The 14,329-nt window shown below is 36.4% G+C and carries 12 protein-coding genes and 1 other annotated feature; of the genes, 4 read left to right on the forward strand and 8 right to left on the reverse strand.

From position 1 onward, the window contains the following. Positions 1 to 48: 48 nt before the first annotated feature. Complete coding sequence (locus tag D1Z92_RS15255) at positions 49 to 1,071, reverse strand: hypothetical protein (RefSeq protein ID WP_128896540.1); 1,023 nt, start codon at positions 1,069 to 1,071, stop codon at positions 49 to 51. A gap of 286 nt (positions 1,072 to 1,357) precedes the next feature. On the opposite strand from D1Z92_RS15255, the gene D1Z92_RS15260 reads away from it, so the two are divergent. Then, a complete protein-coding gene (locus D1Z92_RS15260) occupies positions 1,358 to 2,728 on the forward strand; it encodes an ABC transporter substrate-binding protein (RefSeq protein WP_164931652.1) in 1,371 nt (456 codons plus the stop codon). A gap of 441 nt (positions 2,729 to 3,169) precedes the next feature. Here the strand turns inward: D1Z92_RS15260 and D1Z92_RS15265 are convergent, their stop codons facing one another. Together D1Z92_RS15265 and D1Z92_RS15270 are read right to left on the reverse strand one after the other, a co-directional pair. After that, a complete protein-coding gene (locus D1Z92_RS15265; RefSeq protein ID WP_128896542.1) occupies positions 3,170 to 4,486 on the reverse strand; it encodes a replication-associated recombination protein A in 1,317 nt (438 codons plus the stop codon). Between the two features lie 29 nt (positions 4,487 to 4,515). Next, positions 4,516 to 5,076 (reverse strand): TetR/AcrR family transcriptional regulator, encoded by a 561-nt coding sequence (locus D1Z92_RS15270; protein WP_128896543.1) that lies wholly within the window; start codon positions 5,074 to 5,076, stop codon positions 4,516 to 4,518. A gap of 415 nt (positions 5,077 to 5,491) precedes the next feature. Between D1Z92_RS15270 and D1Z92_RS15275 the strand changes: the two genes are divergently transcribed. The 3 genes from D1Z92_RS15275 to D1Z92_RS15285 all read left to right on the forward strand — a co-directional run bounded on the left by D1Z92_RS15275 (position 5,492) and on the right by D1Z92_RS15285 (position 7,554). Continuing rightward, a complete protein-coding gene (locus D1Z92_RS15275) occupies positions 5,492 to 5,929 on the forward strand; it encodes a DUF2262 domain-containing protein (RefSeq protein WP_128896544.1) in 438 nt (145 codons plus the stop codon). 149 nt (positions 5,930 to 6,078) lie between these two features. After that, positions 6,079 to 6,810, forward strand: a complete 732-nt coding sequence (locus D1Z92_RS15280) for a hypothetical protein (RefSeq protein WP_128896545.1) — start codon at positions 6,079 to 6,081, stop codon at positions 6,808 to 6,810. A 222-nt stretch (positions 6,811 to 7,032) separates the two neighbouring features. Next, entirely contained in the window at positions 7,033 to 7,554 is a 522-nt protein-coding gene (locus tag D1Z92_RS15285; RefSeq protein ID WP_240666771.1) for an arsinothricin resistance N-acetyltransferase ArsN1 family A, read from the forward strand. A 107-nt stretch (positions 7,555 to 7,661) separates the two neighbouring features. Here the strand turns inward: D1Z92_RS15285 and D1Z92_RS15290 are convergent, their stop codons facing one another. The 5 genes from D1Z92_RS15290 to D1Z92_RS15310 form a co-directional block, all read right to left on the reverse strand. Next, complete coding sequence (locus D1Z92_RS15290) at positions 7,662 to 8,405, reverse strand: tRNA threonylcarbamoyladenosine dehydratase (RefSeq protein ID WP_128896546.1); 744 nt, start codon at positions 8,403 to 8,405, stop codon at positions 7,662 to 7,664. A 29-nt stretch (positions 8,406 to 8,434) separates the two neighbouring features. Next, the gene (gene aspS / locus D1Z92_RS15295) at positions 8,435 to 10,210 is read right to left on the reverse strand and encodes an aspartate--tRNA ligase (RefSeq protein WP_128896547.1); all 1,776 of its coding nucleotides are present in this window, start codon (positions 10,208 to 10,210) and stop codon (positions 8,435 to 8,437) included. A 79-nt stretch (positions 10,211 to 10,289) separates the two neighbouring features. Then, positions 10,290 to 11,540 (reverse strand): histidine--tRNA ligase, encoded by a 1,251-nt coding sequence (hisS, locus tag D1Z92_RS15300; RefSeq protein WP_128896548.1) that lies wholly within the window; start codon positions 11,538 to 11,540, stop codon positions 10,290 to 10,292. A 62-nt stretch (positions 11,541 to 11,602) separates the two neighbouring features. Continuing rightward, positions 11,603 to 11,837 (reverse strand) — a binding site (T-box leader). Positions 11,838 to 11,956: 119 nt separating this feature from the next. Continuing rightward, positions 11,957 to 12,649: an aspartate/glutamate racemase family protein gene (locus tag D1Z92_RS15305; RefSeq protein WP_128896549.1), complete on the reverse strand. Its 693-nt coding sequence runs from the start codon at positions 12,647 to 12,649 to the stop codon at positions 11,957 to 11,959. 173 nt (positions 12,650 to 12,822) lie between these two features. Beyond that, positions 12,823 to 14,256, reverse strand: a complete 1,434-nt coding sequence (locus tag D1Z92_RS15310; protein WP_128896550.1) for a S41 family peptidase — start codon at positions 14,254 to 14,256, stop codon at positions 12,823 to 12,825. Between the last annotated feature and the right edge of the window lie 73 nt (positions 14,257 to 14,329).

A 14,329-nucleotide genomic window follows, 5' to 3' on the forward strand; every position in this document is an offset into this window, starting at 1 on the left:
ATACGTACTGCATGGATGCTATGCCCATGCAGTACTTTTTTTGTTATTTTACAGCATTTGTGAAAAGATGAGTTCCGATTGTACTGTCATGTCATGTTCTTCAGCATATTGCTCAATATCGGTAACGAACTGTTGTAATAGTTGTTTTCCATTATTCGAATTTTGGTGCAACTGTTGGATTTCAGCAGTCAATTGTGAAACGTCAGTGTCCTCTGTAATGGGTTGATTCATCAACGTGAATATCCCTTCTATGGAAGAAAAGCACATGTTCATACTCTCGGAAAGCAATGAATGGATGTCATTTAGCTTTGTTTGTCCGCCAAGTATGCTGCTATCTACTTGCACTTCATTCAGTGCTGTCAGCAAAGCTGTCTTTTCTTCTGAAAACTGCTGTAATAATGCGGTATCTTCAAAGTTCTCATCTAGTTGATCCAACAGTAGCATTAACTGCTCCGTTTGTTCACTCCACGCATAAACGTATTCTAGATAAGCTTTGATTTCATTCCGTTTTATGACATAGTCCCTTAACTTACTCGTCGCAGATTGTACATTCATTACGTGTTCTTCTATCGCACTTATCGATGATTGTATACTTTTAGAAGGTATTTCATATGTAGTCGTTATTTCGTTCATATCATTTGAAAAAACTATTAATGCATTAACCCCTTCTCCTAGTTCATCTTGCGCTTCCTGTATCATAGTTGGATCTTCTTTCTCCAAACCATCCAACAAAGACAAGAAGGAAACACTTAATCCTTGGACTGCTCCATGATACTGATCTTGTAACGTCTTCACTTCCTCTGTGATCCAAGTAGAAGAAGACGCTTCTTCCTCTACTTGCTCTAACATATATTGCATTTCCTGCTGGATTTCACTTCGTTGTTCTTCCTCTATAATTGTCTCCTCCATGGCTGCTACTTCCTCCAAAATGTGCTCAAGTTCCATCATAGATACGTGTAAAAACTGATCCTGCTGTAATGCTTCCTGTACTTCTTCTTCTACTGGATCAGAACATGCCGCTACAAATAGCAACATTCCTAAAAAAATGACAATAAAACCTTTTCTATTCATGCTTTACTCCCCTTGTTGTGATAGTAAATGACTTATTTATGGTTTATTTTTCAGTCATTGTTTATTTTTACATCGTTAACAAAGGAAAGTTGTGGTGTGGAGTAGGAATCAACAAAAAATACAGCGAACAACACTATTTCTAAAGCAATAGCAAATCAAGCCTGTCTTCTTCTGCAAACAATTTAATGTGGTATATTTTAACATATTATGTTACGATTTTACTTATTCAGACTATTATGATTTATTAAAAGATAGAGTTAAGAAACTATGATTGGAGATGTACATAATGAAAAAAGTGGTGCACATCATCGTTGTTTTCACAATTGCTATGTCCATGTTGGCAGCTTGTAATAATACGCTTGAAGAAGCAGAAGAAAATAAAATTACACTAAAAGTTTTATTTAGATCAGAGGAATCATTTTTTCAGCAATATGGTGGATATTACTCAGCGGCAAATTCAAATGTTGATTTCGAAGTGATAGAGACAGATCATTTGAGCGAATACGATGAAGAAAATGATGGTATGCACGTACTAAACTATGACGAAAAAATAAAAAAACTAATAGAAGATGAAAAACCAGATATTATGATTTTAGATGAAATCATATTCAAGCAGTTCATTGAGGAGAATCGTTTATACAGTTTAGATGAATTAATGGTGAAAGATAACTTCGATATTGATAATATAGAAGATTCAGTGTTAGAATCTCTCAGATATTTAGGAGACGGTATGCTGTACGGATTAGCTCCACATTTTATAAGCCAAGCCTTGTTTTACAATAAAGATCTTTTCGATGAAAAGGATGTACAATATCCAACTGACTTCATGACATGGGAAGAAGTGTTTGATGTAGCCAAACTTTTCAGTACTGAACATGAAAAAGGAGCTGGTTTACTTCCATATTCAAATATGTCCATATCTGAGCTTATTATGATGATGGGTAATGTAAATGAGTTATATATTGTCGATGAAGACTCACTTGAAGTGACAATGAATACCGAACCATGGACAGAAATATTTGAAACTGTAATCAAAGCGTATCAATCAGGAGCAGTCTATACAAAAGATCAGGTGGACGACGATGAGCATGAACAATCAACCCATAGCATAGAGGGCGATTTCGCAAAGGGTAATATTGCAATGACCATAGGTGATTACTGGATGGTAGATGATTTAAAACGTGCTGATTACAATCCAGAAGTTGAAAGATTTAATTGGGATATCGTTACTGCACCTGTGGATGCAGAACAGAGAAAAAGCGGAGGAAGCATACACATATATGACATCTTTTCTATTAACTCTCAAACAGAGCATATTGACGCAGCTTGGGACTTCATACAATATGTGAATGGAAATGAACAAGCTCAAATTATGGCAAAGGCAAATAGTTCTAACCTATTATCTAGAAAGACAAATAGCTTTATTGAATCTAGTGATGTTAATTTAGATGCTTTTTACAAAGTATCTGCTGGCCCTACTTTATCTTACGATTTCAATAAATTTCCCGGCATGTTTCTAATAACATTCGATGAAATTTTCGAACAAGAGGTTCAATTAGCCTACGAAGGAGAAAAGACAATAGAAGAAGCTTTACAATCTATCCAAGAACGAGGACAAGAGGCATTGGATCAGGAAAAAAGGAATGAAAATCAGTAATATGAAGTCCATCTGTAATACATTCCTAAGCAGACTATACGAACGATATCGTTTCATTTAAAATAAATTGTTGCATTTTTCCCGCAAGTTCAATCGCCTTGCGGTCTTTTCTATGTTCTGAATCCAATTTATTGACGATGGCATTCGCCTTAGTTTTATAAGTCCAGTAAAACAAAAAAAGAAGTAGGGCAGTACTGTGAAACAGACAAGTTGATGTTAAACAATTTTAAAATTTGACATACTTAACCTAAGTGATATAAAATAAATATTTGATATTATTTAAGTAATACATTGCTCTACCTTCCACATTGTATTGTAGAGATTTCAGCACACGAGAGACGCATGTAAACAGTTTTATATCCATATCTATACTAAAGTTTTTTCCGTACAATTCAGTTTCTAAGCAAAAAAGATCCTCATCCATCTAAAGATCTTTTTTGCTTATTTTTTATATATGTTCTTTCTTTTCTTTTGATTAAGCTTTATTTTTTGTTCCATCCCCTGTTCTGTTGCCTCATAAAATATTTCGTGCTGTATTGCACTCGGTAAATATTGCTGATGCACATAGTGTCCTGGAAAATCATGCGGATATTGATACCCTGTGTGGTTTAACTTTTCCGCTCCGCTATAATGTGTGTCTCTTAAGTGGTGAGGAACATCTGCCTCTTTTATGGCATTCATACTATCCATGGCTTTATGAATGGCTTTAGGTATGGCATTAGATTTCGGGCTTTCCACAGCAAACAAAATAGCTTGGGCAATAACATATTTGGATTCAGGCCAACCAATTTTTTCATACGCTTGTTGTGCACTCACCGCCTGCACCATCGCTTGTGGATTAGCAAGTCCAATATCCTCACTACATGCCACGATAAGGCGACGAATGAACGTCATGGGGTCCATGCCTAGTTTCTCTACTGCATATAAAAACCAAAACAGAGCAGCATCACTAGATCCCCTCACGCTTTTATGAAATGCAGATAACACATCGTATTGTGTGGACTTATCTCCTTTACGTGCGGGCTGTCTGATAGACTGCTCTACTTCTCTGTATGTGATTTTTATGATTCCATCGCTACCATAAGCAGTTGTATTGACCGCTACTTCTAATGCATGTAATGCTCTACGAATGTCCCCATTAGACATATCCGCAAGGTGCTGCAACGCTTCCTCTTCCATTTCAATTGGCAGTTGCCCTAGTCCCTTGTCTTTGTCTGTTAAAGCTCTTTGCAAAGCAATCAAACTGTGTTCTGATGTCAATTTATATAATTCAAATAACGTTGATCTAGACATTAAAGCACCATTAACATGATGAAATGGATTTTCTGTTGTGGCACCAATGAATACAATCGTCCCTTTTTCCACGGCCGGCAACAACGCATCTTGCCTTGCACTATTAAAACGATGCACCTCATCCAAAAACAACGTCGTTTTCGTCCCATACATAGACTGTTTCATTTCCGCTTGTTCAATGACGTTACGCACATCTTTGACAGAAGCATCCACTGCATTTAACTTTACAAATTCACCACTTGTTTGCTTGGAAATAATATGTGCCAATGTTGTTTTGCCACAACCAGGAGGGCCATATAAAATGATAGAAGTAACTTGATCTGTTTCAATCGCTTTCCTTAATAATTGCCCTTCACCTACAATATGTGTTTGTCCGATGTATTCATCCAGACTTTCGGGTCGCATACGATCTGCTAACAACTTCTTTTTTTGTGGTTGTACGTCTTCATATGAAAACAAATCCATTGGGTTTATTCCGTCCTAATCATTTAATTTTAACCGTGCTTTTTTTCAACAAAAGCTTGTTGTAAAACTTGCCTCAAAAATTGTTCGTTTTTGTCCATATCATCAGAGTAAAAATAATTAACATTATTAATTGCGCATAAATTTAAAAAGCGACTTTTAAATGATAAATCGTATACAAAGTCTTTCTTTTGTAATACTTTGTCAAATAGTAAACTAAACTTATCATACAAAACATTTTCCCAAGCATGGTTCCAAAATTGATATCTCCCCTCGGGTGACAGCTTATTATCTTCGAAATTAAAAACATCTGTATATAATAAATATACTTGTTGAGATAGTAATACAATTTTATCTATTTCTTCAATATTTTTTTCTAAAATTAACTCAAATTTAGGTTGGATATCATATAGTCTATTTTTTAAAGTAACGAGAAATATATCTTCTTTACTAGAAAAGTAATAGTACAATGTACCTACTGCAATGTTTAACGAAGCGGCAATCATTCTCATGTCTGTTTTTTCATATCCGTATTGTTTAAATGCTTGTGCTGCTGCATCTAGTATCTCAGCTCGCACATTCCTTTTTTTCATTCATTATTCCACCTTTTTATGTGGTATTAGTTTAACATGGATTAATCCAAATATTAAGTACGATCTAGTTCGAACTACATATTGAAAAACTGAACATGGTTCAGTATAATGGAGCGTAAATTGAACATTGTTCAGTTTTGTCGAAAGTTTAACAATTGCAACTTGAAAACCAAAGCTTTTAAGCAGGGTAACATAGATTAATATCATTTAATCAATTATTTAATATTAAATTAATAACATTATATCATCTTTACCCTCAAGATAGACAATGAAATATGATTTTTTAAAAAAAATTTCGATAAAATCATTTTTTCACATCTAATTTTTAAATGCAGCAATACATACTTGTGCTTCATGTCATATAAAGCCAGTGAATTTTTTTAAATATATTACTGAAAAATAGGAGCGATGATAGATGAATGTAAACAGTGAATACAAAGTAGAAATGATGGAATTAACAGGAACAAGTCTTGAGCCGGTATATACGAGAAACAATAGCGAGGAACTTGTACAAGTGAATACATCATCTTATGCCATTGTTTCTGATCATCAACAAGATTTACCTTGTATAGCTATGCTTCAATCCAGATCAAATGAGCTAATGAAACAAGATTGGACTTTTAAAATACAAATAGCAGAGCAATTCTTATCGCTGTATAACAGTAACCATGCAGAGAATATGCAATTAAATAGAGGACAGTTTATGGATAAGATAAAACTGGATAGCATTTTGTTTGACACTAATGGATCTGTGCAAATATTTTATGATTGCGATCACTTGTTCAATGGTTACAGCATTATAGTGAATGTAAATGCATTGAATCACATACAGTACACAAAGTTATTTGAATAATGACCGTAATCATTCTCTCTACCCATTCATATTGCTAAATAAATGAAAAAGAATGTTCCTCCTAAAAACACATAGTGTCCACACAAATAACACATGAGATTTTTATACTATGTTTGTACCAACAAATAAAAATATCAGGAGGAACAAAAATGAAAAAGTTAGCAGTAGTTATGGTAGGCGGAGCAATAGTTTTTTCTTCACTAAGTGCATCAGCATTTGCAGATACTTCTATGTTGGAAAGTAAAGTGAATACAGTGGTGCCGGCAGTTGTAGAAACAGTGTCATTGGATCATTCCATGGATACAGTACAAACTTTTGACGACATTGCAAAAGCAGAAGAACTAGCAAATATAGTATCCAATGAGGATATGAAGAAATTAGAGACTCTTTATAATGAGGCATTACAATTAGAAACGTCAGGCGACGAAGATGCAGGAGATATGAAATGGCAAGCGTTTGACTCTATATTAGACAACTATTTTACACCAACTTTTGCAGACTTCGCAAAAGCGGAAGAACTAGCAGAAGTGGTATCAGATGGAGATATGAAGAAACTAGAGGCACTTTATAATGAAGCATTACAATTACAAAAATTAGACGAGGATGCAGCAAATAAAAAATGGCAAGCATTTGACTCTATAATTGATAACTATTTTACACCACCAACTTTTGCGGATTTCGCAAAAGCGGAAGAACTAGCAGAAGTGGTATCAGATGGAGATATGAAGAAACTAGAGGCACTTTATAATGAAGCATTACAATTACAAAAATCAGATGAGGATGTAGCAAACAAGAAATGGCAAGCGTTTGACTCTATATTAGACAACTACTTTCCAGATGAAGATGACCAAGATGATGTAAATGATGATACCAAGAAATAAGTTCAATCAAAATAACTGAATAAAATAACCAAAACACCATTCGACATATATTATTCTTTTATAATAAACACCCTAGTATACTAGGGTGTTTATATTGCGCCTATCTAATGATAAAATGCTTATTCTTTTTAATTTTTTTGAGTGTATTAATTGAACTCTTCTAATAACACTGCTAGAATGGTCTAAACAAAAGGATAGGGCACTATAGGGGAGGATATAGCATTGAAAAATGATTTCATCATGAGAAAAGCAACAGAAAAAGATTTAGATAAGATACTTTATATTTATAATCAAGCGGTGGAAGATAAAATAGCCACATTAGATGAAGAGATTAAAGATATCTCATTTATGAAACAATGGCTAGCAAGACATAACGAACGCTATGTTGTGATGGTAGGGGAATGGAATGGAGAGATCATTAGTTATGCTTCACTTAATCGCTATTCAGAACGAAGCGTATATAATGGCGTAGCAGACTTATCCATTTATATTCAAAGAGATAAAAGAGGTCTTGGCATTGGATCTATCATAATGCAAAAAATGGAACAGATTGCTCAACAAAACGAATTCTATAAAATTTTATTGTTGGTGTTACCATTTAATGAACTTGGAATGAAACTATATGAGAAAAAAGGATATCGAGAAGTTGGTGTATTTCACAATCATGGTATCATGAGCGGAAAGTTTGTAGACGTCGCTATATTAGAAAAAATAATTAGCGATAAGCCTCATCTTCCCACGTAATCATTGAACAAAAATTTGAGATAAGAAAATCCCTAAGGCATTTCTGCTTTAGGGATTTAATGTGTCACTATACATTTTTTCATTTCATGTGCATAGTGAAGCTTTATTTACTTTTGTTTTAATAGTTCCTTTATGGCAACACTCACCATGATTAAACCTGCTACAGGCGGTACAAAAGCATTACTAGAAGGCGGCTGCTGAGCTTTACGTATATCAGGAGCATTTTCAGGGACAATTTTCTCTGTCACTTCTTGCCTTGGCTTTATTGGCTCTTCTGTGGAAAAAACGACCTTTACTCCTTTTTTAATTCCATCTTTTCTAAGTTTTTGACGGATCACTCTGGCAATAGGGTCTACGCTCGTCTTGGAAATGTCCGCAACTTGAAAACGCGTAGGGTCCATCTTGTTCGCCGCACCCATGCTAGAAATGATAGGAATTTTACGCTGCAAACATTGTTTGATGACATGTATTTTGTAAGAAACAGTATCCGATGCATCTAATATATAATCAATGTCATATTGGAATACTTCTTCATATGTCTCTTCCGTGTAAAACATGTTCAAAGCAATAGCTTCACATTCTGGGTTTATTAATTTTATTCTATCTACCATTAACTCTGCTTTTTTCTCACCAACTGTAGTCGTCAACGCATGAATTTGTCTGTTAATGTTCGTAATATCGACCGTATCTTTATCAATCATAATAATACGTCCAACACCAGTACGAGCCAATGCTTCCGCTGCGATAGAACCTACACCACCGATGCCCAATACAACCACCGTGCTGTTTTTTAAAATATCTAGTCCTTCTTGTCCAATCGCTAATTCCGTTCTTGAGAATTGGTGTAGCATATGTTCACTTCCTCAACTTTACGTAAAAATTATTCTACTTCCTGTTTCACTTTTACATCAATATGCAAATCGTGTAATTGTCTGCTGCTTACAGTAGACGGGGCTTGACTGAGCAAGTCCGCAGCATTTGCCGTCTTTGGAAATGCAATCGTCTCACGTAAATTACTACTCTTGGTAAGCAACATTACTAAACGATCAAATCCAAATGCAACTCCCCCGTGCGGTGGTGTACCGTATTCAAATGCATCCAGTAAAAATCCAAATTGTTCGTGCGCTTCCTCCATAGAGAATCCTAACGCTTTGAACATTTTTTCCTGAACGTCACGCTTGAAAATACGCATGGACCCTCCACCAACTTCAAATCCATTGAGCACTAAATCGTAAGCTTGTGCGCGAATTTGACCAGGATCACTGTCAAAAAGAGCAAGATCTTCATCCGCAGGACGGGTAAATGGGTGATGGTTTGCTACATAACGCTGTTCTGCATCATCGTAACTTAATAATGGGAAATCAACGACCCAAGCGAACTTGTACTGTGACTCATCAATTAAGCCAAGCTGTTTACCAATTTTCAAGCGAAGATTTCCTAGTACGTCAGCAACGACTTGTGCTTTGTCTGCAGAGAATAGTAATAAATCTCCGTCTTCCGCCTCTGTTAATGCTTTGACTTGTGCTAATTCTTCTTCTGTAAAGAATTTAACAATCGGCCCTTTCATTTGCCCATCTTTTACTTGAATCCAAGCCAAACCTTTCGCACCATAGCGAGCTGCAAATGGACCTAGATCATCGATTTCTTTTCTACTCCACGTTCCGCAACCTTTAGCATTGAGTACTTTAACTTGTCCGCCACCTTTAATGACGTTAGCAAATACTTTCACACCGGAGTTAACTAATAGGTCGGACAAGTCTTTTAGCTCTAATCCGAATCGTAAATCTGGTTTATCTGAACCGTATTTATCCATCGCCTCAGCATAAGTAAGCTGCTGGAAGTTCCCCTCTAAATCGACACCAATCGTTTCTTTGAAAAGACGAATCATCAATTTTTCGACCATTTCTATCAACATTTCCTGGGTAATAAATGACATTTCAATGTCGACTTGTGTAAATTCAGGTTGCCTATCCGCACGAAGATCTTCATCACGGAAACAACGTGCGATCTGATAGTACTTCTCAATTCCACCGACCATCAACATCTGTTTGAACAACTGTGGAGATTGTGGTAGCGCAAAAAATGATCCTTCATGTACACGACTCGGTACTAAATAATCTCTAGCTCCTTCTGGTGTACTTTTCGTTAATATTGGTGTCTCTACTTCCATGAATCCTTGCTCATCAAGAAAATCGCGGAAAATTTTAGCCGCTTTGGAGCGAAGCATTAAATTGCTTTGCATTTCTGGTCTTCTTAAATCTAAATAACGATATTTTAAGCGAAGCGCCTCATCTACATCTACTCCATCTTCAATAAAGAACGGTGGTGTTTTTGCTGCATTTAATACTTCTATGTCTGAGATTTGTATTTCCAACATGCCTGTAGCAAGATTTGGATTTACCGCTTCTGCATCACGCTCTATTACTTTCCCTTTTACTGCTAATACATATTCATTTCGGGATTTATCTGCTGCTTTGAAAACATCTTCGCTAGAGAAATCTGGGTTGAAAACAATTTGTACCATACCACTTCTATCACGTAAATCAATAAAGATAACCCCACCTAAATCACGGCGACGCTGCACCCAACCGTTTAAGGTTACTTCTTGTCCAATATGCGCTTTCGTTAACGTTCCACATTGATGTGTTCTGATCATGTTTGAAACTCCTTTCACCATGCACTTCGATGGTCATTAGATTAATGTAATATATTCACTTTGAATGGTTGCTACGGATTTAAGTACGTTTTACATGCTCGATAAGTGAAGCAATAGGAACGATCTCCTGCTCCCCAGTGGATAGATTTTTCAACATAATGTTTCCTTGTAGTAATTCATCTTCTCCCAAGATAGCCGCATACCTAGCTTGATTTCGATCTGCCGCTTTCATCTGTGCTTTCATTTTGCGCTGCATGTAGTCTTTATCTACTCTTAACCCTGCATTTCTTGCTTTATAAAGTAACCTGGTCACTTCTTTATCGGCTTGTTCTCCGAGTCCGATGAAATAAATATCCAAAGGATTTTTATTTGGTAGCGCCACTTCTTGTATATCCATCATGAGCATAATGCGCTCCATACCCAGTCCGAATCCAATACCTGGTTTATCAGGACCACCAATATCACCAACTAATCCGTTGTAGCGTCCTCCTCCACCAATCGTATGAATGGCCCCAATTCCTTCACATGTATATTCAAACGCCGTTAGCGTGTAATAGTCTAATCCTCTTACCATATTGGGGTTGACTTTAAAAGGGATGTCCATTGCCATCAAGGCATCTTGTACTGCTGTAAAGTGAGAAAGACATGCTTCATCCAAACTATCTAAAATAGAAGGAGCATCGTGAAATTTATCTCCATCTATTTTACAGTCTAAAATCCGCATTGGATTTTTTTCAAATCGACTTTGACAATCTTTACACAATCCTTCTTTCATCGGTTGAAGATAAGTTTTTAGTTTCTCTTTGTATGCTGCTCGACTTTCAGCATTACCTACTGAATTTAATTCAATGGTGACATCACGAATACCTAAATCGGTAATGATGTAATACCCTAGTGCGATGGCTTCCGCATCAATAGTAGGATCAACGGAACCAAACGCCTCAATGCCAAACTGATGAAATTGACGGTATCTTCCTGCTTGCGGCTGTTCATAGCGAAACATCGGGCCTGTATAGTACAGCTTCGTAACATCTGGTTCTGCGTACAATTTATTTTCCACAAACGATCTTACAACTCCCGCTGTCCCTTCAGGGCGCAGTGTCATACTTCGCTTTCCTTTGTCTTCGAACGTGTACATTTCTTTGGATACAACGTCTGTCGTTTCCCCTACTCCACGTATAAATAAGTCCGTATTTTCGAATATGGGTACTCGAATTTCTTTGTAATTAAAACGTCTGCACCATTCTCTTGCTGTTTGCTCAAAATACTGCCATTTCTCTACTTCTTGTGGCAAAATATCTTGTGTTCCTTTTGGCTTCTGATAACTCATTACCCATCCTCCTTTAATTCATCACTGTGTCTGTATCAAAAAATCTCCCGCCCCTGAAAAATATCAGGGACGAGAGATTGAATAAACTTTCCCGTGGTACCACCCAAATTTAGAGCAAAATAATGCTGCTCTACACTTTACGGATAACGCCCGTTACTACGCCGAACGGCTACTATTGTTTCGCCGCTGGTTCTCCAGGATGTCTTTTATTCAATCTTCACAAGTTTGCTTCCAGCCTATGACAAACCTCTCTAAATATGAAGGCATTGAATTACTTTTTCCTATCAACAAATCATTTTTTATCCATCATATGTATCAATCATATGAGTAAGATTGTAATATGTGGTTTTTGGAAAGTCAAGCTATAATCCAGATATATATTGTTTCATATTAGATCTCTTTAGTCATCTATCCTTTTATTCTGCCATAGCCTTGTCCAGAGCCTGCATCGCGTGAATTATCGTCGTATCGAAAATTGGAATTTCACTATCTTCCTCTTTTATGAGCAGGCCAATCTCTGTACATCCTAATATAATGCCTTCGGCCCCTTTATTTACTAGACTATGGATCACTTTTTGATAATCTGCTTTGGATGATGGTTTTATTTCTCCTAAACAAAGCTCTTTGAAAATAATACGATTTACGGTCTCCATATCTTTTTTATCGGGAACCACTACTGTTATTCCGTTAGCTTCCATTCTAGATTTATAGAAATCCTGTTCCATCGTATACATCGTGCCTAATAAACCGACCTTATTCAGCTTGCACTTTTGGATTTGTTTTGCCGTTGCATCTGCAATATGAAGAATAGGAATCGTTAGTTTTTCTTCCATAAAAGGAACGACTTTATGCATCGTATTCGTACAAATAACGATAAAGTCAGCGCCCGCCTTTTCTAAAGCAAGAGCAGCATCTCGCAGCACAGTGCCCGCCTGCTCCCAGTCTCCTTGTTTTTGATATTGCTCAATTTCAGCAAAATCAACATTATATAAAATGCATTTAGCGGAGTGTAGCCCCCCTAATTTCTTTTTTACTGCCTCATTCAAAATACGATAATATTGCGCAGAGGACTCCCAACTCATGCCACCGATCAGGCCAATTGTTTTCATGTGTATTTCTCCCATCGTTCATTTTCATACGATAAAATAGTGTTTTTATGTTTAATATGTTATAGCCTTTGTTTCTATTTTAAACAGCTTCTCCTGTATTATTCAAGTTATTACTTGTTTTGTTCCCTCTATGGAAGAAATCTGAATATGGTAGTAGAACGAGAGATTAGGCACTAATATTTTAAATGTAATTCCCCATCTTTATTGCTCCATTGCAGCTGTGGGAATGTTTGTTGTACAACTGCTACATCGATAAAATAGGTTTCATTATACGCTTGAAAAACTTCCGAATTCATGTCATATATTGTGCTTTGTTCGCCTTGAATAAATTGTACTGTTTCTTTTTCGTAATCATATACGATCTCTGCATTCATTAATGCGCCAAGTATGGTATAAGGAATGTAGATGGTTCCCTCATTTTCTACCATATTGAACGTTGCTTGCAAGTCATGTCCATTTACCTCTACACCGTAAGGTGTTCTTTTTAATTCCATTTGTTTTACTCCTGCTGTATGTAGTGCAGTGATAAACTGCGGAATTTCCTCATACACGTAAACATCTGGGAGCAAGCCAATATAGTTAATATCTCTCTTGTTCGGTGTTAAATAGTGTTGTATCGTAAGGCCAAATACACTTCCATCAGACAGTGGGAAATATTGTTGTATTCTTGCCTTTCCGTACGTCCAATTTCCCACCACCGTTGCTACTTCATGATCTTGTAAAGCACCTGTCAATAACTCCGAAGCACTAGCCGATTCCTCATTAACCAAAATAACGACAGGGAAATCTGCATTTTTCCCATCAATAATGGTAGCAGGAATGGTGATACCACTAGCATCTGTCGTATACATCACCACCGCTTTATCCATAAAGTTTTTCACGATATTCATCGCTGTATCCACAAATCCGCCTGGATTGTTTCTGAGATCAAAGACCAATTTTTCCATACCCTGCTCTTTTAATCGATCTAAATGCTGCTTAAACGATTCATCCGCATCTTCACTAAATTGTTTCATCTTGATATAGCCGATATCATGTATCATTGTACTTTCGATGGAAGAAAAATCATATGGGGTTAACGTCAGTTTAATCTCTCTTTCTTCACCGTTACGTAACACCGTTACGGTAATCTCATCGCCATCACTGCCCGACAACCAATATGCTGCATACACCGCACCATATGCTGTGATGTCCTCAACATCTATTTTTGTAATGATGTCTCCTAATTCGAGTTTCCCATCTGAAGCAGAGTTTTCTAACGTATCAATGACAATGACATTGCCATCCAGATCATCATGTAAAACCAATCCGCTATCTACATACCCTTCCTCAAAAAGTTGTGTAATTTGTTCTGCATCTTTCTGGGAGTAATAGCTCGCATATGGGTCATCTAACCCATTCACTATACCGTCTATTGCATCATCAATGATGTCTTTTTCTTCTACTTGCTCTAAATGGTACTGATCTATAATTTGTTTTACTTCTTCAATTTTTTGATAGGAACTTACATCTACCCCACTTGCAGCTACTTGTGAACTAGATAATAATAAACTAGCAATCACTACTGTTGCTAACCGTTTGACACTTACTTTTTTCCAATCTAGCATGTCCTTAGCTCCATTCTCGTTTCCATTTACTTTATTGTCATGTTTATGTCTTATTGATCTTTATTCATGTCAT

Source organism: Longirhabdus pacifica, from assembly GCF_004115085.1.
Lineage (GTDB): Bacteria > Bacillota > Bacilli > Paenibacillales > DSM-105158 > Longirhabdus > Longirhabdus pacifica.